The organism is Plantactinospora sp. GCM10030261, from assembly GCF_042666615.1.
In the GTDB taxonomy this organism is placed as follows: Bacteria; Actinomycetota; Actinomycetes; order Mycobacteriales; family Micromonosporaceae; genus KBS50.
Genome location: NZ_JBHTDD010000026.1, coordinates 15,910 through 41,201 on the forward strand (window position 1 = coordinate 15,910; position 25,292 = coordinate 41,201).

Sequence of the window (25,292 nt, forward strand, 5' to 3'; positions counted from 1 at the left end):
AACGACGAGCACGCGATACGTCGCAGAGTCTCAACCGGCGGTTCAAGGATACGATTCATGGGCATGGCCCAGAGCACTCGCACCGTATCCGGCGACTTCGACCTGACGATGGACGAACTGCGGGCCGTGGCCCGCTATGTGGCCTGGCATGCCGAGGATGTCCTGCCAGTTTTCGAGCGGTCCGTTCCAGACGATCCACGCCCGCGTGCGGCGATCGACGCGGCTTGGACGTTCGTCAACGGCGCCAACCGGACCAAACTGCAGCGCGTCATGTCCCTGGACGCTCATCGCGCCGCCCGCTCCGCACCCTCCGAGGCTGCGCGGCTGGCCGCGCGATCCGCCGGTGACGCCGCATCGGCCGCATACCTGCACCCGATTGCCAGGGCCAGCCAGATCGGCCACATCCTGCGAGCCTCCGCAAGCGTCGCCCGCATCGGGGAACTCGAGGCGGGCGGTGACCACACGATCGGGAACGCCCTGCTGGAACGGTCGCGGCAGCGGGCAACACCAGTGCTCATCGACGTTCTCCGCCGCTACCCGATCGCGCCAAGCGGCGGCAGTCGCGTCGCCCAGCTGATGAGCACCTTGGACCGCTTGCTGAGGCAGCTGGCTGACCTGCCCCCGGGACACTGTGCGTCGGGTGACGCCGACTCGGCGGGGAGGGTGGGCAAGTCATGATCCTTCCGAAGGTCCGAGACCCGCGCTTCGTGACCATCCGTCGTGGAGGGACGCTCACGGACGCCGATCACCGTCTCCTCGCCCTCTGGGCCGCCTCGTGTGCTGAGCACGTCCTTGGCCTCTTCGAGTCGGCCCGGCCCGGGGACCTACGACCACGTCACGCGATCGAGCATGCCCGCGCCTGGACCCGGGGCGAGGTCAAGATGATGCAGGCTCGCGCGGCGGGCGGCCACGCGATGGCAGCAGCCAGAGACCTGCGAGGGGCAGCACGGCATGCCGCGTACGCCGCAGGCCAGGCCGGCGTCGTCGCCCACGTGGCCGCACATGAGCTCGGCGCGGCCGCCTACGCGATCAAAGCTGTGCGTGCGGCGGCGCCGGAAGGTCTGGGCGAGGCCGCGGGCCGAGTCGAGTGCCAGTGGCAGCGTGACCAGCTCCCCGAGGCGATCCGCGAACTGGTGCTTGATGACCAGGCGTTGCGCAACGACATCTGCTGGTCGGTGTTCCACTGCTGAGGCGGGCGTTGCCGCGAGCGATGACGTGACCCGGCACAGCTACACCGTCGCTCGACGCGGGACCTCGACGTGTCCACGAAGCGTGACGGCCGTGATCGCCCGCTGCGCGGACAGCCGTGATCGCCCGCTGCGCGGACAGCGGCCAGATCAGTACGCCTGACAGGCAGACCCGCGATGAGAGTTTGTGTGAAAACGATCTACCCAGACAACGGTGCTGGCGGCCGGGAGGCCCACCCCGGGGCCGTGCCCGGCCTGCGCCCCGAAACCGAAGGTGCGGCCCACGCCAGGTCGTTCACGCGCTACCGGCGATGTCCTCGAGCGCGCGTATGTGGGCGGCGAACGCGGATCGTCCGGTTGGGCTGAGTGACAGCCAGGTCACGCGCCGAGCATCGGTGCGATTGGCAGACGCGGATTTGCTGATCGTCACGTAGCTCGCGTCCGCGAGAGTCTTGATGTGCTTGGACAGGGTCGCGTCCGAGATGCTTAGTGCGTCACGTAGTACAGCGAAGTCCAGGCGGTCGGCCTTGTTCAGCAGCCCGCAGATGCGCAGTCTTGTCGGGGCGTGGATGGTGTCGTCGAACCTTGCCTCAGCCACGGCGCAGTTCGGCGATTGCCGAGCGGTAGGCGACTCCCGCCAGCCAGGTCGTCACCAGGAACGCGGTGGTACTGGTCACGGTCACGGCCCACCGCAGGTCGAACGAGACCAGCCCGAGCGAGATGCTGAACAGCACCAGGCAGGTCACGACGATTCCGGCGACAGCCCAGCCGGCGCGTGCGCCCATAACCCGGAAGCGGATACCGCTCTCGCGCCGGATCAGATACACGATGACGAGCCCGCCCACCAGCGCGAGCCAGCCGGAAGTCGGTGGTTCGTAGTTGGCGCCTGGGTCGGTGGTGGCCGCCGCGGCGACCCACCACGCGCCGAGGGCGCCGAAGGCGACCAGTAGCAGTCGAGGCACCTCGACGGTGTTCGCGAGTCGCTCCCGGTCGGAGTGCAGCGTGTTCAGGGCCTCGACAGCGGCCTCTCGTGTTGGACGGTCGAAGTCATTTTCCATGGCGGCAAGCCTATGGGTGGCTTTCCGGTTCGGCAAGTGATGCCGCGCGCCCCTCCAGCGGAGCCGACCAGGTGCCGTGTGTCACACCACCGCTGCGGCGGCAGGATCCCGACGGCGAGGTAAACCAGAGTCAGCACCACCCGTACGACACGGTCCCCAACCACCACCAACCAGGCAGACGTCACTGGACCTAGCGACGTCGACTGAGCACCACCAGATAACGGCAGGGCTGGTCGGTGGGGTTGCAGTACGTCCCTGGAGTCGGTGTTCCGAGTTCCAGGCAGTCGCCCGAATTCAAGTCGTGCTCGACATCGCCCTCTCGGAAACGCAGGCTGCCCTCCAGCACCCAAATTTGGTGATCTGCTAGCGCGAATGATTCGGCCGGATAAGAGACTTCCGCGCCAGCCGGCAGTTCGACGTCGACCAACTGGACCGAGCCTCCGGCGGGCGATACCGAGCGGCGCCGGTAACCGGTCGTCGGATCAACCCAGACAGTCTGATCCGCGATCCGTGCCAGCCGCGGGGTCTCACCCTCGGTGCGGGCGAACAACTCGGAGAGGGTGAGGCCGAGCGCCGCAGTGAGGCGGCCCAGGAGCACGGCGGTCGGTTGCACGTCGCCGCGCTCGATCTTCGCGATCATTGCCCGGGAGACGCCGGAGCGCTCGGCAAGAGCGGTGACCGACAGGTCCCGGTCGATTCGGGTGGTACGCAGGATCGCGGCGATGTTCGCGGTCAGGCTGTCCGTCATCCAGCCACTATAGTGGAGGTGATGTCTACTATAATTGCACAATGCTGACGATCCGTGACGCGGACCCGGGCGACGCCACCGCCTGCGCGGCCATCTACCGGCCGTACGTGTTGACCACCGCCATCACCTTCGAGACCGAGCCGCCGACTGTGTCCGAGGTGTCCCGGCGTATCGAGGCGGCCGTCGGCTCGTACGCCTGGCTGGTGGCCGAGACCAACGACCAGATCATCGGGTACGCGTACGCCGGGCCGTTCGCCGTCCGCCCGGCGTATCGCTGGTCGTGTGAAGTCAGCGTCTACCTTGAGACCGGGCGTCGCCGGACCGGTGCTGGCCGCGCGTTGTACCAGGCCCTCCTGCCTCGGCTTATCGAACGCGGCTACCGCATCGCGGTGGCGAAGATGACCCTGCCCAACGACGCCAGCATGGGACTGCACGCGGCACTGGGGTTCCAGCCGGTGGGCGTACACCGGCGAATTGGGTGGAAGGGCGGCGCATGGCACGACGTCGCTATCGCTCAACTCGACCTGATCAGCGACAACTCGCCGCCGACCGAACGTGACGAGAACTGCGCCTCGCAGTTCCTGCGCCAGCGCCCAGGGCAGGGCGCTGGGGAAGCGGAGAAGTAGCGCCCGTTGGTTTGCCGAAGGATGCTGACGGCCGGATCGCAGGCGCACTGACATCGGCAGTTCAACCCGGCATCCATCGTCGCGCTCGTACGCCTGTTCGCCAGGGACGCCACCTCGATCGGCGATGGCGGAGGGAAGGTGTCGGCCCGCACCAAGGCGTTCGAGGGGTCCGTCGCGGTCGCGAGGCTTCTGTGGGGCCTGTTCAAGCCATCCGAGGCCAAGCGCGCCATCGTCGGCGGCTCGTCCGAGATATACGCCTGGACCGCCAATGGCGAACCCGCCGTTGTGGCCGTCGCGGCGGGCAGGGGTCGTCGCGATCATGTGCCTGGAGGTCACCGCCGAGGGCATCACTGCCTGTCGTAGGCAGGCTAACCCGGACAAACTCGAACGCGCGACCGAACAATGGGCGTCGGCCAACCATGGGGCTCCGCTGTTCCTGGTATGACGGGTGTCACCTGGGGTTCCTGTCAGGTATCGGTGGGCTGTCCGGTTCAAGTGACGAATCCGAACCGGACAGCTAGTGTCCCGCGCCGGGAATTCGTTGAAGATATGAGGCGAGTCGGTCGAGGATCTCGTTGGCTGTCTTGGTCCAGATGAAGGGTTTGGGGTCGTCGTTCCATGCGGCGGTCCAGGTGCGTAGATCGTTTTCCAGGGCCCGTAGGGAGGTGTGCGTGGCGCGGCGTAGTTGTTTGTCGGTCAGCAGTCCGAACCACCGTTCGACCTGGTTGAGCCAGGACGAGTAGGTGGGGGTGAAGTGCATGTGGAAGCGGGGATGTGTGGCGAGCCATCGCTTGACGGTGGGGTGTTTGTGGGTGCTGTAGTTGTCGCAGATCAGGTGGATGTCGAGGTCGGCGGGGACTTCGGTGTCCAGCTTGGCGAGGAACTTCTTGAATTCCACGGCCCGGTGTCGGCGGTGCACCGCGGTGATCACCTGGCCGGTTGCCACGTCGAGTGCGGCGAACAACGGGGTGATGCCGTGCCGGACGTAGTCGTGGGTGCGCCGCTCGGGCAGGCCGGGCATCATCGGCAGCACCGGCGCCGATCTGTCGAGGGCCTGGATCTGGGACTTCTCGTCCACGCACAGCACCAGCGCCCGCTCCGGCGGGTCCAGATACAGTCCGACCACGTCGCGAACCTTGTCGATGAACTGCGGGTCGTTCGACAGCTTGAACGTCTCCACCCGGTGGGGCTGAAGGCCGAAGGCCTTCCAGATCCGGCCCACCGTGGAACGGGACAGCCCGGACTCGGCCGCCATCGACGCCCGCGACCAGTGCGTGGCATCGGTCGGTGTGCGTTCCAGGGTGGCGACCACGACCTGCTCGACCTGCTCGTCACTGATCGTCCGTGGTGCGCCCGGCCGGGCCTCATCGACCAGGCCCTCCAACCGGCGGGCGACGAACCGGTTGCGCCACTTGCCCACCGTCTGCGGCCAGATTCCCAACTCCGCGGCGACGTCCTGATTGGACTTGCCTTCCGCGCAGCCCAACACGATCCGACACCGCTGAGCCAGAGCCTGCGACGACTTGGCCCGCCGTGACCAGCGCACCAACGTCACACGTTCCTCATCTGTCAACGTCACCGCGGCCACCGGCCGACCTCTGCGCGCCACTCACCAATCCTACAATTATTCAACGAATTCCCGGCGCGGAACACTAGGAGCTCGCCGAGTGGCCAGTACGACACGGACCGCTGACCGAACACCGTCCGAACTCCGCCATCGCCCCGTCGAGGCGGCCCTGCCCGGCGAGTCGGCGTGTGAAGTCGGTGATCACCGAAGGATCACTGCTGTCGATCGCCCGCCCGATACACGGCGATCACCTCGTCAACGCCGCCGAGCTTACCGAGCGCCCCGGCGAGGTCCGCCCGGGCGCTCCGCCAGCCAGCATCCATCCCCCCTTCCAGCATCTGCTGGTGGTCCCGGTCATCGCTGGCGGCCAACTCCCGATAGATGGTATGGCCTCGTCGACCCGGACTTGATGGGCCAGTCAGTCGGCGTGGTCAGAGGGGTCATCGGGCGGGTCGCCGCGGTCAGTCATGCCATTACGATAGGCCCTGTTCCGTCGGCGATGATGGCGTGCGATGGACCGGAGCGTTGCTGGCCGGTTGGGACACTGCGGGCCCAGACGGCAGGTCGGGTCGACGATCCTCACGTGGGACGGCCCGAATCAGGCTGGTGAGGCTGCGCCCGAGCCATACCCCGCACAGCCCCTGCAGCAGGGCGCTCAGCAGGGTTACCACGATGATCAGCAGAGCGCTCGGCGGTAGGCCGGCAAGCGCCGCGGTCACCTGGGCGGCCCCGCCGATCGGCTCGCCGGACCAGGCGCGCCACAGCAACACGAGGGCCCACCCACCAACGGCGGCCATCGCGGTCACCGGCACGACGGCCTGGGCCCGGCCGCGGGCCAGCGGGCCGAGCACCAGTCCGGCGACGAACGGCAGGAACCACAAATCCGTGACGGCGGTGAGCACCGCCGTCAGGGCGGTCGCCGCGACCGGGACCAGGAAGCGCGGTACGCGACGGGGGACCGGGGGCGTCGCCGTCTCGCCGCTGGCCGGAAGGGATCTCGGGGTCGTCATGACGCTCCTTCTGGACGCAGAGTCCAGCGCGCGCCGGTGGACCGGTTGCCGGCGAGGGGGAAATCGCGGAGCCTGCCCTGCTCCCAGTCCGGCAGGAGGTTCCGGTACCACTCCGAGACAGGGTTCTCGCTCTGCCCGCCGGGATAGATTGACCATGCCTGAGCGCTGCTGGGGCCGGTCCAGTCCACGATGAGCCGGTAGCTCGGCCCGAACGACGAGGACCGTTCGCCCTCTGCTGAGTTGACGGTCCAGCGGTGCCCGCCTGCGGGTGAGGGCCCGTATCCCAGCGGCCCTGCTTCCAACAGCGAGGGGATCTCTACGGTGTGCACGCGGTCCCAACGCCACGCAGCCGGATCGGCGCCCAGTTCTACGGTGAGCTGCTGGACGGTCTTGCGGAAGGCGTCGCGCATGGCGCCGGCCGCGTCGCGCCGCGCCGCCCCCGGCGGGGTGAAGACCGCGTTGCCGGGGTCGCGCAGCGTCCAGTGCTCCAGGTTCTGGTTGAGCCCGGCCCGGGCGGTCGTCACCTTCAGCGAGCTGACGTCCTTCACGCCGGTCCACCATGGGTCGAACACCTCGCGCAGATAGGTGTCCCAGAACGTCCACCAGATCGTGGCCCCGGCGGAAGCACCGGTCATCCGCACATCCCAGCCGGTCAGCACATCGAGCGCGGCGCGCTCCGCCGGACTCGCGCTGGCCGTGAGAGCGTCTCGAAGCTTCGGGCGGATCAGGCTCGCCAGTTCGTCGGTGAGGTCATTCTGCAGCGCGCGGAAGTCCTCGGTAGTCAACCCCCTGCGGCCCTCCAGCGCATGGTAGATGCGCCGCGCCCGGTAGCCGGAGTCGTACGCGGCCAGCGACGTGCCAAGGTAGTAGGGGTAGTTCGCGCCGACCGGCCGTTGGTTGGCTGTCGCGACCACGTGACCGGGTGGATTGTGCACTTCGGGCGTGGCCCCATAGGGGATGACGCCCACGATGTCCTGCTCCCCGGTGCCGGAGAGCGGGAACCACGGCTGGTCGGCCTGGATGACCGGGAAGTAGCCTGCCGCGAGGACCGCGATGTCGCCGCGGTCGTCGGCGTACGCGAAGTTGACCGTGGGGGAGTGCCATTGGGCGAGTGCGGCGCGGAACTGGCCGTAGTCGGCGGCCTTGTTGACAGCAAGGATCGCGTCCACCGAGGAGGAGTGGTAGTTACCCATCCAGGCAACCGAGGTGGTCATACCCTTCTGCGTCATGACGGGGCCGTGGACGGTGCGTTGCACCTCGAGTCGCACCGGCGCGGCACCACGTACGTTGATGCTGTGCCAGGTGGACTCCATCTGCCGCCAGGCGCCCTTCCAGAAATACTCGCCCGGTCGGTCCGGGCTGGTCTTCTCGACGTAGAAGACCGTCGACTGGTTCTGCACGTCGGTGATCGACCAGGCGATGTTCCGGTTGCGCCCGATGACCACGCCGGGCAGCCCGATCAGCGTTGCGCCGGCGACGTCGGTGCCGGGCGCGGCGAGCGCCATCTGATACCAGAACGACGGCAGGGTGAGCTGCAGGTGCGGGTCTCCGGCGAGCATGGCGGCGCCGCCTTCCACCACGGGGCCGTTCGCCGCCCACGCGTTGCTCATCGGGTAGGTGTGCACCCGCGGCTGCGGTAGTCGGTCCACCGTAGCGAGGATGTCCGCGGCGGCGGTCGCGGTCAGTGCCGTGCTCCGCGGGTTGGGCGCCGGTGGGGGTCCGGCCGGCGCCAGAGCGGGTGTGGCGGCGTTCGCGTTCCCGCCGGCTGGAAGCGGGTCGACGCCGAGGTTGCGGTACGGGCCGGGATCGTACGGTCGCTGCTCGTTCGGCGGGTTCACCGGAAAGAACTGCATCGTGCGCGCCGTGCCGAAGGCTTCCTGAAGCAGGGCGTAGTCCAGTGACCGGGTGCTGTAGGACAGGTTCTGGCTGAGTAGTCCTTGCACCGCGAGGCTGTCGACCGGCGTCCAGTCCTCCGGGTAGACGCCGGTGAGCGCGAACACGGCCGGCCACTCGCCACTCTCGCGCACCTCCGCGAGGCGGGCGTTCACCCCGCGGCTGTACGCGGTGAGGGCCCGTGCCGCCGGGCTGTCGGGGGCGGTGGCGGCCCACTGGGACCGGGCCGTCCGCAACAGGCCGCTCTGCAGCTCGAACGTGTCGGACTCGACGCCCGCGGGACCGACCAGCTCGGCGAGTCGCCCGTGCGCCATCCGCCGTTCCAGGTCCAGCTGGGTCAGCCGAAAGCTCGCGTGCAGGTAGCCCTGTGCGGCGAATAGGTCGTCGTCGGAGCCGGCCCGCACCGCGGGCGTACCGATGGCGTCGAAGTCGACGGTGACCGGCGCCGTCATCCCGGTGATCTGGACGGTGCGCGACTGCACCGGCCGCGCGTCCGCTGCGGAGCCCCACACCCCGGCACCGGGGTTGAGGGCTGGCCCGAGCGCCGGCACCGTCCCGGCGCCCACGGCGAGGACTAGGAGCAGCAGCGCGGAAACCGCGGCCGCCAGGACTGCGTTGACCCATCTCATCGGCCGGTCTCCCCATGATCGACTGCGACCATGCGCAGCTCGGACGTGTAACGGTTGCCTTCGGCGTCGTGCAGCCAGGCAGCATGCGGACCGGGTAGCATCTCGCTGAGAGTGACGGTCCCGCCCTCCGTCCCGGCGGTCCGCCGGACCGCCTTGGCCATCGCGTTGACCAGCACCAGGCTGGTGAAATCGACGACGCTCGGCTTCTCCTCGACCGGCACCTTGACGAAGACCCGGTCGGGAATGCCGCGAACGGAGGTCCAGGCCCGGGCGGCGGCGAACCGGTCCCGTTCGTCTTTGACGAACGCCCAACGCATGTCGTCCGCGGCGCTGGTCCACGACTCCCGGCACAGCACCAACCGGTCCAGCGTGATGCGCGGGCGGTGCGGGACGTCCGGGACCGGACGGAAGGCGTTGGCCACCGCCGCGGTCAGGATCTCGCCGATGACCTCGAGCAGGTCGAACTCGGCGTCGCCGGTGCGCACGACGAGCTGCTCACTGGACAGGTGGACGGTCATGTCCGCTGAGTGCAGCGGCGGCACCGGACACTCGATCGACTCGTCACCGGCGGTCCAGTAGGTGAACGACGGCGACAGCAATGCGCTGGGCGGTGACACGCGCGAGGTGACGAACGGCGAGCTGCGGCGCTGCACCGCGTAGACCCGGCGTCCCGCGGCGTCCCGCTCGGCCAGCGCCAGCAGCCGGGCCGGGTCGTCGTGCTGCTCGACGAAGAGGCGGCTCTCCAGCGTGTTCATCGCCAGGTGGATCTCCCCGAGCACGAGCTGGAAGTCGCCCCGGCGGATCGCCCGCGGATCCGCGGCGTCGATCATCAGATCGGGGGTGTGCTGCCGGGCGTTTGCCCAGCGCGGCGGCAGCGGCGGGAACAGTTCGGCGGCGAGCTCCGCGACGTCAGCGACCCGGACGTGGTGGCGGCGGCCGTCCGGTGGTAAGCCGAGCAGCCGGGCCCAGCGCCGCTGGAACTCGGTGACCACGTCGGTGACCGGCGGCGGCAGGGTCTTCGCGACGGTCGCGGTAAGGTCAGGGGCGGCGACCATCACGAGCCGTACCAGCGGCATGACCCCGTCGTGCCGACGGACGATCCCGGCGAGCAGCTCGTGATAGCGCTGCGCGACCGTGCCGGTCAGCCAGCGTCCGCTGTCCAGTACGAGGCCGAGCGGCGCCGCCAACGCGTCGAGGACCGGGCGGCCCACCCGGACCCGCACGTCGCGGACGGTGTCGTGATAGAGCAGGGTGCGGCCGGCGTAGGCACGCCCGTGCCGCCGGGTCTGCACCTCGCCGGTGAGCCGGTGGAACGTCTCGCCCAACGCCTCGATGGCGGCGAGCACCTCTTCGGAGTCTCCGGCGGCGGCGTTCACCGCGTCCCGGGCCGCCACCAGGATGGCGAGCGGGGCGAGCGCGGAGCGGCGCACCTCGGGGTCGGTGATCTGCTCCAAGCGCTGTTGGAGCTGCATCTCGGGGCGCGCGTGTACCGGACCGCGTAGGTCCATCCTCAGTGCACCGAGGTCACGCAGCCGGTACAGGGCCGCCAGAACGGCTTCCGGATCGGCGAAGGCCGGGGTGGGTCGCTTCGGGTGCGGGGTGGTCGCGGCCGCGACGATCTTTCGTACGCTCCGCGTGCCGTCGCACAGATGCAGCAGCAGTGCCTCCGGTACGTCCAGCCGCGTCGGCCGGCGCAGCGGCAGCCGCAGTACCCGCCCTGACAGCGCGGCGGCCGGGCTGAGTACCGGAGTCAGCCACGGCACCGTCTCGGGACGGGCCGTGAGCAGGTCCGCGACCGCGTCTACCGCCCACGTCTCGAAGTAGGTGGCGCGCCGCCGCAGCAGTCCCGGGCCGGGCTCGGTCTCCAGCCCGGCGGCGTCCGGGTCGAGCGACGCCCAGCCCACCGGCCCGAAGAAGCCGACGGTGTCGTTCTTGTGCGTGTAGCGCTGCACGTAGCCGGCGACCGCGAGCTCGTGGTTGCGGCCCCGCACGTTGCGCGGCTCGCCCCGGGCCGCCTTGTCCAGGCAGGTGCCGACCAGCGTGGGATTTTGCCAGGCGACCGCCTCGCGCAGCAGCGGGTCGGCGGCCGCCCGGCGGACCGCGGCGCTCAGGCGGGTCTCGGCCGCGGCGAACTCGGCGTGGTACCCCGTGCGGTCGTGCGGTCGATCGGCGGCGCCAGCGAGCGCCGGGTCGCAGAAGCCGTCGAGCCCAGCCACCGGGAAGCCAGCGCTGCGCAGCGCGGCGTCCGGCCAGAGCCGCCAGCCGGTGCCGCCGAGTGCGACGAGGTCCGGGGCGGTCATCGCGTCCCCTCGGTAGCAGTGAGGACGGGCCGGTCCGGCAACGCGTCCGGCAGTTCATCGTCGGCCCGCCGCAGGCGGGGGTGGAAGTAACCGGCTATCGACGCGCCAACTACCAGAATGCCCGAGCCGAGCAGCAGAAGCGCGATTGCGCGGTCCGGTCCATTGCCGCCGATCAAGGAGCCCGTCACGTGGGCGAACGCGGTGTCGCTGCTCAGCAGTGGTCGGCAGACTTGTTCGATGGCCGGCCCGGCCAGCAGGTACGCGATCGGCAGCGGCGCGGTCGCCACCATGTTCTCTAGCGACAGCACCCGGCCCTGCATGCCGGGCTCCACCTTGAGCTGCCAGAAGCTGCGGTTTGCGGCGTTGATGATCGCCGAGCAGAACAGGAAGACGAACGCGGCACCGGCGATCAATCCAAGATTCGGCCTTAGTGCACCAGCGCACAGCGCGAGACCGAGGATGAGCGAGAACAGTAGGACACCGTGGATTCGCCGGTCCGGTCCACCCCAGACGCCCATGGTCACGCTGCCGATCACCATGCCGAGGCCCCCGACTGCCAGCACCGTGCCCAGCGCCGATGTGGACGCAAAACCCAGCACGAGCGGGGTGATGAGCACGTCGACGAAGCCCACCCCGAAGTTCAGCAGGGCATAAAACACCAGCAGCGCGACCAGTCCGTGGCGGGCGGCGACGTAGCGCCACGCGACCGCGGTCTCGGCGAGCAGACCGATGCGACCGCTGGCACCTTCGCCGAAACCGGTGGACGTACCGGTGCCGCTGCCGGGGCCGGCCGGGGCGGGTCGGGGCAGACGCAGCGTGAGCAGGCTGATCAGCGCGATCAGATAGCTGGCCCCGTCGATGATCAGTACTCCGCCCAGGTTCACTGCCTGGAGCAGGAACCCGCCGGCGAGCGGCCCGGCGATCTGGGCAACCGAGTGGGCCAGCATCACCAGACCGTTGGCCCGTCCCAGCCCGCTGCGGCCGACCAGCGGTCCGACGCTGGCCGCGAACGCCGGGGTCTGCACCGCGATCAGCACCGAGGTGACCGCGGAGGTCAGATAGACGTGCCCGGAACGCAGCGCGTCCGCGTGATGGAGCGCAGCCAGCGCCAGTACGTTGAGCAGGCCGCCGGACACCGTGGTCAGCAGCACGGCGCGCCGGTCGAGCCGGTCCACCAGCGCGCCGGTGAAGGGCGCGACCAGGATGCCCGGCAGGAACACCAGCAGGTAGACCAGGCCGAGGCGGGTCACCGACCCAGTCTCCTGGTAGACCCAGACGCCGAGCGCGAAGCTGGTCAGCGCGGAGCCGACTAGGGATACCGCCTGGCCGGACCACAGCCGCAGGAAGGTGCGCACGTCAGAAGATCACTCGTGCCGCGCTGGAGGCTCGCGCCTCCCGGGAGCCGCGCAGGTTCCGGGTGATGTTGAGCCGCTTGAGCCAGCGGTCCCGCCCGTCGAAACGGGCCTCGAACGGCTGCCGGCCGTGCACCGCGCGCAGGTTGTCGATGAAGCATGAGTCGCCCGGCTGCAGGACCACGGGCTTGAGCACCTTGTCGATCGCGGCGGTCAGCTGCTGGAACGCCGCGCGGCTGCGCTCGTCGAGGTGGTCTGTCGACATGAAGTAAGGGTCAAGGCACATGTACGGCAGCGTGCGGTCGCCGGTGAGCACCGGTCGCCGCGGCGGGTTCTCCTCCAGCCGGGTGATCCGGGCGTAGGCGTTGTCGAGCAGCGCGGCCCGGGCCGGATCCCCGCCGGCGTCCGCGGTGCGGTTCTTCGGCAGGTGCGACTCGTCCGGGCGGATCGTGTAGTGGGCCGCGAAGAGCGCCTCCAGGTCGAGCTCCGCCCACGGGATGTCGTCCACCTCGGCCACCGTGGTCGCCACCCCGTCCGGGTTGCGCAGGCACATCAGCGAGACGTAGTCGCCCTTGAACGGGTGGAACGCGTCCTCGGTGTGCCACCACAGCACCTGTTCGCTGCCGGTGCCGACCTGCTGCTTCTCGTGCCCCTTGATCGGCATGACGTCGTGCATGAGAAAGCCGTTCTGCTGGGTGGACCAGCCGAACACGTCGCCCAGCAGAGAGGCGCAGAGCAGGAAGAAGGCCTCCTGCCGGAAGGTGGGCGAGAGCGCGTCGGCGCGCTTGTGCTCCCAGTGCGACGGGGTGTCGCCGATCTGCTCGTCGTCGACCGGGAAGCCCGAGACCAGGCAGATGCCGGACGGTTCGTCGAGCCGGAACGTGGCCATGAACTCGCGTAACGTCCGGGGCAGCTCGTGCGCGTAGAGATTCGCCGCGCGGACCAGCTCGGGATCCTCGACGCTGTGGTAGCGCGCCGTCACCTCGTCGATGACGGCCGCGATCTCGGCGTTCTCCTGCTCCGTCAGGGCCTTCGTGTGCATTCTCAACTCCTCATGCGGTGCGGATGGCGTCACCATGCGTGCTCGACGATGGCCGCGAGTTCGGCGGCGTGGTGCTTGACGAAGTAGTGGCCGCCACCGCGGACGACCGCGAGATCGACCGAGCGGCTGAACCGTTCCCACTCCCGGAAACGGCGCCGGAAGTGCCGGGTCTCCGGGTCGGCGTCCCCGGCGACGAAGGTGATGGGGGCGTCCAGGCGGACAGGGCCCTGGTCGTACTGCGCGGTGAACCAGCGGCCGGCGCCCTGCCCGTCGTGCCGGAAGGCGGCCATCAGCCGGGTCAGCTCACCGGCGTCGACGACGTCCTCGAAGCCGCCGAGGGACTGCAGGTAGCGCATGAGCTGCTCGTCACTTTCCCGGCGGCGAAACGGCACCAGCCGGATGAGCTCGAAGCCGAGCACCTTGCGGGTGGGGAACGGGAACGAGCCGCCGAGGAAGACGCGGTCCACCGGGCGGCCGGCCTCCTGCAGCAGCTGGGCTGTCCGGGTGGTCAGCGCCACGCCGATGCAGTGCCCGTATAGGGCGAGCGGCCCGTCGACGCCGTCGAGGATCTCCCGGACGACGCCCCGGGCCACGGTCTCGAGCGGCTGCAGTTCCTCGTCACCGGCGTCGCGGCCGGGCAGCCGGACGGCGCGCACCGCGGTCGTCTCCGGCAGCCGTTCGGCCAGCGCGCGGAAGGCGATCGGGTGCCCACCGCCGTACGGGACGCAGATCAGCGTGCGTAGCGCGGCGCCGCGCTGCGGGGTGAGCGGCACGAGCAGGTCCTCGGGCCCGCGAGCAGGATCGTCGAGCGCCGCAGCAAGGGTGCGAGGGCTGGGGTGCTGCAACAGCATCGCCACGCTGGCGCCCGGTATATCGCGCACCGCACGGATCGCCTGGAACGAGTCGCCGCCAAGGTCGAAGAACTTGTCCTCGGCGTCGACCGGGCCGCTGCCGAGCACGTCGGCGAAGACCGCGGCGATCCGCGCCTCCGCCGGGCTGAGCGGGCGGCCGTCGCGGGCCGGGGCGGTGATCGTCGCCGCCGGCTCCGGCAGCGCCGCACGGTCCAGCTTGCCGTTGGCGGTCAGCGGCAGCGCGTCGAGCGGCACGAACACCGCCGGCACGAGGTGGGCCGGCAACCGCGCGGCGAGGTGAGTGCGCAGGTCGCCGGCGCCCGGCCGGGGATCGGCCAGCACGACGTAGCCGGCCAGCCGTGGGTCGCCGCCGTCCGCAGCGTAGGCCACCACCGCGGCCGCCTCGACCTGCGGATGCTGGCGCAGCGCGTCCTCGATCTCACCCGGCTCGATCCGCAGCCCACGGATCTTCACCTGATGGTCCAGGCGGCCGAGGTAATCCAGCGCGCCATCCGGCAGCCGCCGGGCCAGGTCGCCGCTGCGGTAGAGCCGTCGAGGCCCGTCGACGAACGCGGCCCGGTTCAGCTCAGGGCGGTGGAGGTAGCCGGCGGTCACCTGCACGCCGCCGATGCACAGCTCGCCGGGGACGCCCACCGGCACCGGGCGGGACTTATGGTCCAACACGTGGATCTCGGTGTTCCCCACCGGGAAGCCGATCGGCACCACCCCGTCGGGAGCTGGGCGGGAGCAGTCCCACCAGGTGACGTCGACGGTCGCCTCGGTCGGGCCGTACAGGTTGTGCAGAGCGGCGGCGGGCAGGTCGCGGCGCACCCGGTCGCGCAGGTCGGCGGGGAGCGCCTCGCCGCTGCTGAATACCCGCCGCAGCGTGTCGGACCCGCCGGCGCCCGGCTCGTCGAGGAAGTGGCGCAACATCGACGGCACGAAATGGACGGTGGTGATCGCCTGTTCGGCGATCGTCCGCACGAGATAGGCGGGATCGCGGTGCCCGTCCGGTGCCGCGAGCACCAGCCGGGCACCCGTGATCAGCGGCCAGAAGAACTCCCACAGCGAGACGTCGAAGTCGTAAGGCGTCTTCTGCAGCACGCGGTCGTTCGCACCCAGACCGAACGTCTCCTGCATCCAGAGCAGCCGGTTACGGATCTGCCGGTGCGCAATCGGTACGCCCTTGGGCGTGCCGGTCGAGCCGGAGGTGTATATAACGTACGCCAGGTCGTTGCCGGACACCGCCGGCGGTGCACCGGCAATCGGCGTATCGGCGTCCTGCATCAGCAGGACAGGGTGCCTCACCGGCAGGTCACGATCAGCGAGCACCAGGGCGGCGCCGCTGTCGTCCAGCATCAGCCGCATCCGTTCCGCGGGCAGCCGGGGGTCCAGCGGCAGGTAGGCGGCCCCGGCCTTGAGCACGGCGAGGAGGCTGACCACGAGGTCCAGCGAGCGCTCCGCGCTCACGGCGACAATGCTCCCGGGCCCGGCGCCGTGGGCCCGCAGCGCCGCCGCCCGGCGTTCGGCGCGCGCGTCCAGGCCCGCGTAGGTCTCCTCCTCGCCGTCGGACCACACCGCGACCGCGCCGGGGGTACGGTCCACCTGGTCGGTGATGAGCCCGTGCAGGGTCGCCGCTCCCGAATACTCGCGCCGGGTGTCGTTCCATCTCGCGGAGTCACGGGCGTAGTCATCCGGAGTGACCAGGGCGATGTCGTCGACCGTGCCGTCGGGGTGCTGGATGAGATGTTGCAGCGCAGTGTGCACCTGGCGGGCAATGGCGGGGATTAGCCCACGGTGGAAGCGGTCGGTGTGGTACAGCAGGCGGATCGTGAGGTCGGGCTCGGCGGAGGCCACCACGGTCAGCGGCTCACTGGTCCGCTCGACCGAGATGCTGGTGCTGATCCGCAGGTCGCCGACCGCCTGGCGGACCTCGGCCGGCACCGGATAGCTTTCGAACACCACGATGCTGTCGAACAGGGGCCGCCCCTGCGGCGCCCCGCTCCAGCACCGGATCTGCGGCAGCGAACTGTACTCGTACTGCCGGGTTGCGGACTGACGCTGCTGCGTCTGCGCTAGCCAGGCGCCCACCCGTACGCCGTCGCCGGGCACCGTTACCCGCAGCGGCAGCGTGTTGATGAACAGGCCGATCATGCCCTCCACGCCCGGCAGGGCCGGAGGGCGGCCCGAGGTGGTCATCCCGAACACGGCCTCCTCGCCGCCGGTGTGCCGAGCGAGTACGAGCGCCCAGCACGCCTGCACGACAGTGTTGAGCGTGACCCGGTGCCGGGCGGCGAGGTCCTTCAGCGCGGCGGTGTCGGCCGTGGATATCGTGATCTCCTCGACCGCGACCGTCGCGCCCGTGGCCGCCGCGCCCGCGGCGTTCCCGCCGGCAAGGAGGTTCGCGGTCGGCACCTCCCCTAGCGCCGTGCGCCAGAAGCGTTCGGCCGCTGCCTGGTCCTGGGTCTGTAGCCAGGCAATATAGTCCCGGTACGGCGGGGCTGGTCGCAGCGCCGGCCCGGACGCGACGCCCCCGGCGGTGAGTTCGGCGTAGCGAAGCATGATCTCGCGGACGACCAGCGGCACCGACCATCCGTCCAGCAGGATCATGTGGTGGGTCCAGACGAAGTGGAACCGCTCCTCGGCCAGCCGCACCAGGGTGAGACGCATGAGCGGCGCCTGTGCCAGGTCGAAGCCGGCGGCCCGGTCGTCGGCCATCGCCCGTTCCAGCCGCTCGCGCTGCTCCGGCCCCGGCACGTCGCGCCAGTCGAGCACGTCGAGGTCGACGGTGGCGTCGCGGTGCACCACCTGGAGCGGCTTGTCCAACCCCTGCCAGTGATAGGTGGTGCGCAGCGCGGATTGCCGGGCGACCACGTCGCGCCACGCCTTCGCCAGCGCTTCCGCGTCCAGCCGGCCGTGCAGATCGTAGCCGCGCTGCGCGACGTACATCTCCCGGTCGTCGGGCGCGGACAGGCAGTGAAAGAGCATGCCCTGCTGGAGCGGCGACAGCTCGTAGATGTCCTCGATAGCGTTCGCGGTCATCGGTCGTCTCCCTGATCGCCGGTCAGCCGGGTAAGGAAGCTGTCCAGCGCGGACTGGCTGAGCCGCGCCTGGGGGAAGTCCGAGGGGGTGAGCGCGGCCGGCGTGCCGGCCCGGGTGTGCTCGACCAGCGCGGTGAGTTCGGCGATGTAGTCGTCCAGCAGCCGCTGCACCCGCTCCCGGCGGTGGGTGCGGCCGCCGTAGCGGCAGCCGAGCCGCAGCTGGCCGTCCCGCACCTCTCCGGAGATCTCGAGCAGGTGCGTGCGCCGGGCCCGGGGATCCTCGACAGGGCCGGGCGGCTCGTCGGCGGGGGCGAACGGCGCGTCGGGCGCGTACGCCTGGTCCATCTGACCGAAGTAGCTGAACGCGACGTCCGGCTCCACCGCGGGTGGGGGAAGCGCGCCGGACTGCCGCAGTGCCAGGTAGCCGATGCCGCCCGCGGGCACCGAGCGCAGGTGCTCCTTGGCGCGCTTGACGGCGCTGGCCTGGTCTTCGTCCGCGGGCGTGTCCAGGAACACCGGGTGGACCGCGGTGAACCAGCCGACGGTGCGGGACAGGTCGACACCGTCTGCGTGCTGCCGGCCGTGGCTCTCGAGCTCGACGAGGTGCCCGGCGTCGCCGGTCCACCGGGCCAGGGCCCGCCCGAGCGCGGTGAGCAGTAGATCGTTGATCCGGGTGTGGTAGGCCGCCGAGGCCCGGTGCAGCAGGTCGTCGGTGAGTTCGGCGCCCAGCTCGGCGGTGACCACCTTGGCCGTGCCGGCCGTGTTACGGGCCCGGCCGTGCGGCAGGTCGAGCGGCAGCGGGGATGCCGCGGACTCGTGTACCGCTTTCCAGTGGTCGGCCTGCGCGGCCAGCTCCGGCGACGCGGCGTACCGCTCCAGCCACTGTGCCCAGCCGATGAAAGAGGTCGTTCCAGGCGACAGCGACGCGGGCTCACCGCGCTCGAGCGCCGCGCAGATGGCTACGAAGTCGGCCAGCAGGATCCGCCAGGACAACGCGTCGACGACCAGGTGGTGGGCGGTGACCAGCAGGCGGTCGGGTTCCGCGCCGCCGAGGCGCACCAGCACGGCGCGGGCGAGCGGGCCGTCACGCAGATCCAGGCGGGTCTGCAGGGCGGCGGCCACCTCGGCGAACCGGGCCGCGCGCTGCCCGGCGGGAACGTCGGACAGGTCGAATACCTCGAACGGGAACCGTTCGCCGGACTCGACCACCCGGCCGGCGACCGTGCCGTCGGGCTCCTGGAGGAACCGCTGCCGCAGTCCGTCGTGGTGGTGCAGCAGCCGGTCAAGCGCCTCTTGCAGCAGCTCAGGCGGGTAGCTGGCACGGACCTGCAGCGTGACCGGCATGGTCCAGTGCTGCGGTGCCGGGCGGCGCTGGTCGAAGAACCATCGCTGCAGCGGCAACAGCGGGAACGGGCCCGTTCGCGGGCCACGGTCGGCGGCCTCGCCGGAGCCGGCCACGGTGCGCGGGGCCAGCTGGGCGATGGTCGGGTACTGGAAGATGTCCATCGCGGTCAGCTGCAGGCCGGCGGCCTGTGCCCGGCTGACGATCTGGATGCTGAGGATCGAGTCGCCGCCGATCTCAAAGAAGTTGTCGTGCACGCCGACCCGGTCCACGCCGATCACCTCGGCCCAGATCCGGGCCAGCACCGACTCCGCCTCGCCTTCCGGCGCGACGAACCTTTCGGCCAACCGGGGGCGGTTACCGTCCGGGGCGGGCAGCGCCGCCCGGTCGAGTTTGCCGTGGGTTGTCACGGGCAGCGCGTCGAGCGTCACGAAGATCGACGGGATCAACGGAGCGGGCAGCAGCGGCTCGAGGAAGCGGCGCAGTTCCCCGGCGTCGGGCTCGTGCCCGACAATCGGCACCACGTAGGCGACCAACCGCCGGTCACCCGGTGTGTCCTCGCGGGCCACGACGACCAGCTCGCGCAGGTACGGATGACCCGCCAGCGCGGCTTCCACCTCGGCGGGCTCGATCCGGTGCCCACGGATCTTGACCTGGGTGTCGATCCGTCCGATGAACTCGAGGTCACCGCCGTGCCGCAGGCGCACCAGGTCGCCGGTGCGGTAGAGGCGGGTCGCCGGGTCGGTGGCGAACGGGTCCGGCACGAACCGCTGCCGGGTCAGCTGGGGCCGGTTGAGATAGCCCCGGGCGACGCCGACCCCGCCGATGTAGAGCTCGCCGCGCACGCCGACCGGCACCGGCCGCATCCGGTCGTCGAGCACATAGATCCGCATGTTGCGCCAAGGCCGCCCGACCGGCAGGTTCTGCCGTACCTCGGGTCCGGCGTCGGCCGGCACCCGGAACGTGGTCGTGGTGACCGTGGTCTCGGTGAGCCCGAACACGTGCGTCATCGGCACGCCGGTGCGCAACCATCGCTCCAGACGGTCGGGCAGCACCCGTTCGCCGCCGACGATCACCAGCCGGAGATGCCCGGGGAGCGTCGTGCCGGTCTCGACGAGCGTCTGCACCCACTCGTGCCAGAACGAGGTCGGCAGCTCGAACAGGGTCAGCCGTTCCTCGCGGATCAGGCGCAGAAACGGTTCGCCGCCGCTGAGCACCCGCTGCGGCACCATCACCACGGCCGCCCCAGCCAGCCACGTCGGGAAGAGTTCCTCGACCAGCACGTCGAACCCGAGCGAGGCGAACTGGAGGAACCGGTCCACCGGCACCAGGTCGAACGCCTCGACCGCGGCGAGCGCGTAGCCCACCAGCGACTGGTGCTCGACCTGCACCCCCTTGGGCTGCCCGGTGGATCCCGAGGTGTAGATGACGTAGGCGAGGTCACGCGGCCCGGCCAGCGGCGCCGGCGCGGTGCCCGGTTGCTCGGCGATCTCGGCCCAGCCGGAGTCGAGCGCCACCACCCGCGCCTCGTGCGGAGGCAGTCGATCGGCGAGATGTCGCCGGGTCAGAATCACCGGCGCGGCTGCGTCGGCGAGCAGGCCCGCCAGCCGCTGGACAGGGTAGTCGGGGTCCAGCGGCACGTAGGCGCCACCGGCCTTGAGCACACCGAGGATGGCGACCGCCAGTTCCAGCGAGCGGTCCACGCAGATGCCGACCAGCGTCCCGGGCCTCACGCCGAGCCCGTGCAGGTGGTGGGCCAGGCGGTTGGCGCGCTCGTCCAGCTCGGCGTAGCTCAGCGTAGCGCCGGCCAGGGCCACGGCCAGGGCGTCCGGCGTGCGGGCCGCCTGCTGTGCGATCAGCTCGTGGATCGTGGTGGCCGGCAGCTCGGTTGCCGTGTCGTTCCACGCCGCCAGGTCGCGGCGGTCGGCGTCGGTGAGCATCTCCAGGTCGCCGATCCGGACCTCGGGCTCGACGACCGCCTGGACCAGGACGTTCTCCCAGCGTTCGGCGAGCCGGCGGATAGTCTCGGCGTCGAAGACGTCGGTGTTGTACTCCCAGGTGGCCCCCGCGCGGTCCGGCGCGGCGGTCACGCTCAGCGTGAGGTCGAAGTGGACGACGTCCATGTGCACCGGCCGCAGCCGCAGCCGGAGGCCGCCGTGCTCCATGTCGGCGTGCGGTGTGTTGTCGTAGTTGACCACCATCTGGACGAGGGGTGCCTGGCTGATGTCACGGTCCGGCTGCAACTCCTGGACGAGCTTGGCGAACGGGAGCTCCTGGTGCTCGTACGCGCCGAGCGCCGCGCGCCGCACCCGGCCCAGCAGCTCGCGGAAGGTCGGGTCGCCGGAGGCGTCGACACGCAGCGCGAGTGTGTTGACGAAGTTGCCGATCAGTGCCTCGGTCTCGGCCCGGTTCCGGTTGGCAGTGGTCGAGCCGAGCACCAGGTCGGATTGGCCGGTGCTGCGGTGCAGCACCGCGGCAACTGCGGCGACCATCACCATGAACACCGTGGCGTTCTCCCGGACGGCCAGCTGCTTGACCCGGCGCACCAGGTCGGCCGGCACCGGCCGGTCGTGGGAGGCGCCGGACCGTGCCTGCCCCTCCGGCCGGATCCGGTCGGCCGGCAGCTCCAGTCGCGGCGGCTGCTCGCCAAGGTGGTCGCGCCAGTAGGCGAGCTGCTCCGCGAGCCGTTCGCCCCGGAGCCGCTTGTGCTGCCACGCGGCGAAGTCGGCGTACTGGATCGGCAGCGGGGCGAGCGGTGAGGGCGCGCCGGTGGTTGCGGCGGCGTAGAGCGCGCCCAGTTCCCGGACGAGCACGCCGAACGACCACGCGTCCATGGCCATGTGGTCGGTGGTGAGCAGCAGCAGGTGACGCCGGTCGGCGAGCAGGATCAGCCGGACCCGCAGCATCAGGTCGCGGGTCAGGTCGAACGGGTGGTAGGTCTCCTCCCGCACGGCCAGCGCGACCGCGACGTCCTGGTCGGCCGGGGTCGAGTGGCGCAGGTCCTGTACGGGCAGGGGCACCTCGGCGGGCGGCAGCACCCGCTGCTTCGGCGTACCGTCGTACACCTCGATCACGGTGCGCAGTGCCTCGTGCCGCTCGACGACGCCGCTGAACGCCGACCGCAAGGCGCCGACATCGAGGTCGCCGGTGAGTTCCACGACGCTGGGCGGGGTGAACGGTGGGCGTACCTGATGCAGGAACCAGATCTGGCGCTGGGCGAAGGACAGCTCGGCAGGAGCCGCCGGGTCGTCACGGCGCGCGATCCGGTCCGTGACGGTGGTCTCGGCGCCGGCCCGCAGCCGTCGCTCCAGCTCGGCACGCTTGTCCAGGGGCAAACCCTGGATGCGCTCGTTCAGCGTGGTCACAGCGACTTCACCAGCCCTTCACCGGCGCGGCGGACGAAGGCGGTCAGATGCTCGCGACCCATGCCCTGGCCCATCAGGTAGGGGATCGACCAGAAGTCGAACATGTATCCGGGCATGACCAGCGAGCCGTCGACGGTGCGGTACATGGTCTCGACGGCGGCGCAGGCCTCCTCGGCGGTCATCGTGTCGTGCCGCCAGTGGTAGCCGGTGCCCCTGATCCCGTAGGCGTCGGCCTGCTTCGCGATCGGCACCGCGGGATAGTGGTAATACATCTCGGCGCGGTAGAAGGTGGGCCGCGTCTCGGCGATGAACTCCATGGTGGTGCGCACCGACTCGTCGGTCTCCCCAGGGAAGCCCACGATCAGCGAGGCGAAGCTGAGGATGCCGCGGTCGTTGAGCTGACCGATGCCGCGCCGGTACTTCTCGGCGCTGGCCGACTTGTTCATGTTCTTGAGGATCCGGTTGTCGCCGGACTCCAGGCCGAGGAAGACGCCGGCGCAGCCGCTCTCGGCCATCAGGTCGAAGGCCTCGTCGTCGGAGTTTGCGCAGCGGAAGAACGAGAACCAGTTGAACGGGAACCGATTCTTGATCATCATCCGGAGCAGCTTCTTGAACCGCGGGAACGGCACGTTGAACGTGTCGTCGATGAAGACGACGTTCTGCACGCCGGCCTCGGCGAAGGTGCGCAGCTGCGCCTCGACGTCCTCGATGGCGTTCAGGCTCAGCGGCCCGCCCAGCTGGGGATACTGGCAGAAGGCGCAGGAGTAGGCGCAGCTGCGCGCGGTGCGCATCTGGACGGTAGGCGAGTAGAAGCCGGGGTCGAACAGCGACCAGTCCACGACCGCCTCGGCGATCGGGTTCTCCTCGATCGACCGGCGGGTGTGGGTGAAGCTGTGCCCGTCGGTGGTGTACGAGAGGTTGGGTACGAGGGTCAGGCCGGACCGGCCGGTACGCAGCGCCCGCAGCACCTGGGTGAACGTGTGCTCGCCCTGGGAGTCGTTGATGTAGATGTCCGCACCGATGGTGCGGTAGATGAACTCGCGCGCATCGACGTCGTAGGCGTTGTGCACGTTGAGGATGTGCGGTCCGCCGACGATGATCGGAACCTCGTCGTCGTGCTTGCGGACGAACGCCACGATCTCGGTGAGCGCAGTGTTGTCGACGTAGAACGTGCTGGTGATCGCGACCGCCCGGGGCCGCTGCGCGAGCAGGTCGACCAGGCGGTCCTTTTCCCAGGTAAAGAAGTTGACCTCCTCGGCCACCATTCCGGTGCGGTGCACGGCGGTCTTCAGGTGGGCGACCGCCAGCCCGGGCAGTTTGCAGACGTGCAGGCCCGGGTTCGCGCCGGTGTCCTCAGCGAGCATCCGGTTGAGCAGGTCGTAGTAGGTCATCCGCCGGCCGCGGTGCACCGTCGAGTTCGCCTTGAGCACGCGGTAGGCGATCGAGTCGGTGCCCATCTCGCGCAGGCTCGCCTCGTACTCGTCGAAGTCGAGCTCGTGCGGGCCGATGAGAACGCAGTCCAGGTCTCGACGCTCGTCCATCTCGATTCCTCCGGATTGTCAGCTGTGTGCTTCGCCCAGGTGACCGGCGAGGTGATCGAGCGCTTCCACGAGATTGGCCCGTGGCCCGCCGAAGCCGAGCCGGGCGAAACCGGGATGTCCGAAGCATTCGCCGGGCACGAGCAGCACCCGGTGTTTGGTGGCAAGCCGCCGGCAGAACTCGGCGCCGTCGCCGACGTGCGGGAACCGGACGAACGCGGTCACCCCGCCGTCCGGTGGCACCCACTGCACGTCGGCGGCGTGCTCGGCCATCCACTGCGCCAGCAGCGCCCGGTTCCGCGTGGCAAGGTCGCGGCGCGGCGCCACGAATCGGTCGCCGTTGCGGACCACCCGCTCCGCGATCAGTTCGATCAGCGGAGACAGGTGCAACGAGACGTAGTCGCGGACGCCGGCGAGGCGTTCCAGGGTCTCCGGCCGGGCCAGGCACCAACCCACCCGCAGGCCGGGGAGGCCGTACACCTTGGAGAAGGTGCCGAAGGTCAGGGCCCGTGCATACCAGCCGCCCGGGTCGGGCAATGGCTCCCGGCCGTAGGTAATCTCGGCGAACGCCGCGTCCCACACCAGATACGCGCCTGCGCCCTCGGCGATCGTCACCAGCTCCCGTTGCTGCTCGGGGCTGAGCGAGACGCCGGTTGGGTTGTGCGGGAAGTTGACGACGATCATCGCCGTCCGCACGGTCACTAGTGCGCGCAGCGCGGCCAGGTCAGGGCGGAACTCGTCGGCGAAGCTCAGCCGCCATCGGCGCAGCGTGCAGCCGACCGCGGCAGCGACCCCGGCGAGCTGCTGGTAGACCGGGTCGAGCACCACCACCTCGTCGCCCGGGCGCAGCAACGCGGTCATGCTCAGGAAGATCGCCTCGCTGGAGCCGTGGGTCACCATCACCCGCTCGGCCCGGCCGCTGGTGAAGCGGTCCGCGAGCTCGTGCCGGATGCCCGGCCCGCCGAGCGTCCAGCTGTCCCCGAAGGTCACTGCGTCGAGGTCCGTGCCGTTCAGCCCGGTGAGCCGGCGGACGTCGGCGAAGGAGTACGGGTGCACCCCGCTGCTGCCGATGTCGAGGTCGGTGTCGAAGTAGAAGTCACGCATCCAGCTTTCGAGCCGGGCTTCCTCAAAATACACGGGCACCTCGATCGGAGTTGTCACATAGCGTCGTCGCGGCAGGTGCAACCAGTCGGATGTGCAGGGTCGGACTCGGTATACGGCCGGATCCGGAGGTGTCTCGTTAATGACCCTCGGTGCGGATGCGCACAGCGGGTCGCGGTGCGCGGCATTCGTGACACTCCCCGTTTCGCATCCGCCTCGGAGACAGGAAAGCACACCTTGTGCGGCCACACCAGAGCGCTTGTTTCCAAAAATTTGGCAATGATGGCCAAGCGGGTCGCTCGGGGACTTCATCGAGGCCCTGATCACTTAGAAAATGCCTGACCAACCGTGACGGTTCGACCCGGCTGAGTATGATTTTAGGACACATGTACGAAGCTATCACCCGCCCTGATTGCGTCAAATTGGACTCTGGCGCGCCTCGGCTAACTGTGCTTAGCTGTTCCCCGGAGCGCCACGCGGCGTCCTTTCCGGTCCGTTCCGAAGAGTGGCTACATGAGCGTGTCGCCACCGACAAAAATGGTCGATCACCACAGCGGACGCTGTCGTGCGAGCTCCGATTAATCAGTATATCGAAATCTCGAACTAGGTATTGTTTAAATGCGCGCCGCCCTGGGTGTCCGC

At 69.9% G+C, this 25,292-nt stretch carries 17 protein-coding genes; 3 read left to right on the forward strand and 14 right to left on the reverse strand.

What is annotated here, in order from left to right:
- Window positions 1-57 precede the first annotated feature (57 nt).
- Window positions 58-678 (forward strand): putative immunity protein, encoded by a 621-nt coding sequence (locus ACFQUZ_RS25235; protein ID WP_377446425.1) that lies wholly within the window; start codon window positions 58-60, stop codon window positions 676-678.
- Window positions 675-1,190 carry a putative immunity protein gene (locus ACFQUZ_RS25240; protein ID WP_377446427.1) on the forward strand — a complete coding sequence of 172 codons (516 nt, stop codon included), beginning with the start codon at window positions 675-677 and terminating at the stop codon, window positions 1,188-1,190. The genes ACFQUZ_RS25235 and ACFQUZ_RS25240 overlap by 4 nt, the downstream gene beginning before the upstream one ends.
- A 292-nt stretch (window positions 1,191-1,482) precedes the next feature.
- On the opposite strand, the gene ACFQUZ_RS25245 is transcribed toward ACFQUZ_RS25240, so the two are convergent.
- The 3 genes from ACFQUZ_RS25245 to ACFQUZ_RS25255 form a co-directional block, all read right to left on the reverse strand.
- On the reverse strand, window positions 1,483-1,785 hold the full coding sequence (locus ACFQUZ_RS25245) for a transcriptional regulator (protein WP_377446429.1): 303 nt from the start codon (window positions 1,783-1,785) through the stop codon (window positions 1,483-1,485).
- Window positions 1,778-2,245, reverse strand: coding sequence for a hypothetical protein (locus tag ACFQUZ_RS25250; protein ID WP_377446431.1), 468 nt, complete (start codon window positions 2,243-2,245; stop codon window positions 1,778-1,780). The genes ACFQUZ_RS25245 and ACFQUZ_RS25250 overlap by 8 nt, the downstream gene beginning before the upstream one ends.
- 190 nt (window positions 2,246-2,435) lie before the next feature.
- Window positions 2,436-2,993 carry a helix-turn-helix domain-containing protein gene (locus tag ACFQUZ_RS25255; RefSeq protein ID WP_377446433.1) on the reverse strand — a complete coding sequence of 186 codons (558 nt, stop codon included), beginning with the start codon at window positions 2,991-2,993 and terminating at the stop codon, window positions 2,436-2,438.
- A gap of 41 nt (window positions 2,994-3,034) precedes the next feature.
- Here ACFQUZ_RS25255 and ACFQUZ_RS25260 point away from each other — a divergent pair, with 41 nt between their 5' ends.
- Window positions 3,035-3,619: a GNAT family N-acetyltransferase gene (locus ACFQUZ_RS25260; protein WP_377446435.1), complete on the forward strand. Its 585-nt coding sequence runs from the start codon at window positions 3,035-3,037 to the stop codon at window positions 3,617-3,619.
- A 517-nt stretch (window positions 3,620-4,136) separates the two neighbouring features.
- On the opposite strand, the gene ACFQUZ_RS25265 is transcribed toward ACFQUZ_RS25260, so the two are convergent.
- The 11 genes from ACFQUZ_RS25265 to vioD form a co-directional block, all read right to left on the reverse strand.
- The gene (locus tag ACFQUZ_RS25265; RefSeq protein WP_377446437.1) at window positions 4,137-5,228 is read right to left on the reverse strand and encodes an IS630 family transposase; all 1,092 of its coding nucleotides are present in this window, start codon (window positions 5,226-5,228) and stop codon (window positions 4,137-4,139) included.
- Window positions 5,229-5,398: 170 nt separating this feature from the next.
- A complete protein-coding gene (locus tag ACFQUZ_RS25270) occupies window positions 5,399-5,557 on the reverse strand; it encodes a hypothetical protein (protein WP_377446439.1) in 159 nt (52 codons plus the stop codon).
- A 102-nt stretch (window positions 5,558-5,659) separates the two neighbouring features.
- The gene (locus tag ACFQUZ_RS25275) at window positions 5,660-6,196 is read right to left on the reverse strand and encodes a hypothetical protein (RefSeq protein WP_377446441.1); all 537 of its coding nucleotides are present in this window, start codon (window positions 6,194-6,196) and stop codon (window positions 5,660-5,662) included.
- A complete protein-coding gene (locus ACFQUZ_RS25280; protein WP_377446443.1) occupies window positions 6,193-8,718 on the reverse strand; it encodes a penicillin acylase family protein in 2,526 nt (841 codons plus the stop codon). Before ACFQUZ_RS25280 ends, ACFQUZ_RS25275 begins: the two co-directional genes overlap by 4 nt.
- Window positions 8,715-11,018, reverse strand: a complete 2,304-nt coding sequence (locus ACFQUZ_RS25285; RefSeq protein ID WP_377446445.1) for a lantibiotic dehydratase — start codon at window positions 11,016-11,018, stop codon at window positions 8,715-8,717. The genes ACFQUZ_RS25280 and ACFQUZ_RS25285 overlap by 4 nt, the downstream gene beginning before the upstream one ends.
- A complete protein-coding gene (locus ACFQUZ_RS25290) occupies window positions 11,015-12,373 on the reverse strand; it encodes an MFS transporter (RefSeq protein ID WP_377446447.1) in 1,359 nt (452 codons plus the stop codon). The genes ACFQUZ_RS25285 and ACFQUZ_RS25290 overlap by 4 nt, the downstream gene beginning before the upstream one ends.
- Window position 12,374: 1 nt before the next feature.
- Window positions 12,375-13,412, reverse strand: a complete 1,038-nt coding sequence (gene gntD, locus ACFQUZ_RS25295) for a guanitoxin biosynthesis L-enduracididine beta-hydroxylase GntD (protein ID WP_377446449.1) — start codon at window positions 13,410-13,412, stop codon at window positions 12,375-12,377.
- A gap of 29 nt (window positions 13,413-13,441) precedes the next feature.
- A complete protein-coding gene (locus ACFQUZ_RS25300; RefSeq protein WP_377446451.1) occupies window positions 13,442-17,305 on the reverse strand; it encodes an amino acid adenylation domain-containing protein in 3,864 nt (1,287 codons plus the stop codon).
- Window positions 17,302-22,011: an amino acid adenylation domain-containing protein gene (locus ACFQUZ_RS25305; protein WP_377446453.1), complete on the reverse strand. Its 4,710-nt coding sequence runs from the start codon at window positions 22,009-22,011 to the stop codon at window positions 17,302-17,304. The genes ACFQUZ_RS25300 and ACFQUZ_RS25305 overlap by 4 nt, the downstream gene beginning before the upstream one ends.
- Window positions 22,008-23,552 carry a PhpK family radical SAM P-methyltransferase gene (locus ACFQUZ_RS25310; protein WP_377446456.1) on the reverse strand — a complete coding sequence of 515 codons (1,545 nt, stop codon included), beginning with the start codon at window positions 23,550-23,552 and terminating at the stop codon, window positions 22,008-22,010. The genes ACFQUZ_RS25305 and ACFQUZ_RS25310 overlap by 4 nt, the downstream gene beginning before the upstream one ends.
- An 18-nt stretch (window positions 23,553-23,570) precedes the next feature.
- Entirely contained in the window at window positions 23,571-24,686 is a 1,116-nt protein-coding gene (gene vioD, locus ACFQUZ_RS25315; RefSeq protein WP_377446458.1) for a capreomycidine synthase, read from the reverse strand.
- Between the last annotated feature and the right edge of the window lie 606 nt (window positions 24,687-25,292).

Coding starts and splice junctions, on each gene's coding strand:
- ACFQUZ_RS25260 (WP_377446435.1), top strand. CDS start 3,035: ATGCTGACGATCCGTGACGCGGACCCGGGCGACGCCACCGCCTGCGCG.
- ACFQUZ_RS25285 (WP_377446445.1), bottom strand. CDS start 11,018: ATGACCGCCCCGGACCTCGTCGCACTCGGCGGCACCGGCTGGCGGCTC.
- ACFQUZ_RS25300 (WP_377446451.1), bottom strand. CDS start 17,305: ATGACCGCGAACGCTATCGAGGACATCTACGAGCTGTCGCCGCTCCAG.
- ACFQUZ_RS25240 (WP_377446427.1), top strand. CDS start 675: ATGATCCTTCCGAAGGTCCGAGACCCGCGCTTCGTGACCATCCGTCGT.
- ACFQUZ_RS25310 (WP_377446456.1), bottom strand. CDS start 23,552: ATGGACGAGCGTCGAGACCTGGACTGCGTTCTCATCGGCCCGCACGAG.
- ACFQUZ_RS25280 (WP_377446443.1), bottom strand. CDS start 8,718: ATGAGATGGGTCAACGCAGTCCTGGCGGCCGCGGTTTCCGCGCTGCTG.
- ACFQUZ_RS25250 (WP_377446431.1), bottom strand. CDS start 2,245: ATGGAAAATGACTTCGACCGTCCAACACGAGAGGCCGCTGTCGAGGCC.
- ACFQUZ_RS25235 (WP_377446425.1), top strand. CDS start 58: ATGGGCATGGCCCAGAGCACTCGCACCGTATCCGGCGACTTCGACCTG.
- ACFQUZ_RS25275 (WP_377446441.1), bottom strand. CDS start 6,196: ATGACGACCCCGAGATCCCTTCCGGCCAGCGGCGAGACGGCGACGCCC.
- gntD (WP_377446449.1), bottom strand. CDS start 13,412: ATGCACACGAAGGCCCTGACGGAGCAGGAGAACGCCGAGATCGCGGCC.
- ACFQUZ_RS25255 (WP_377446433.1), bottom strand. CDS start 2,993: ATGACGGACAGCCTGACCGCGAACATCGCCGCGATCCTGCGTACCACC.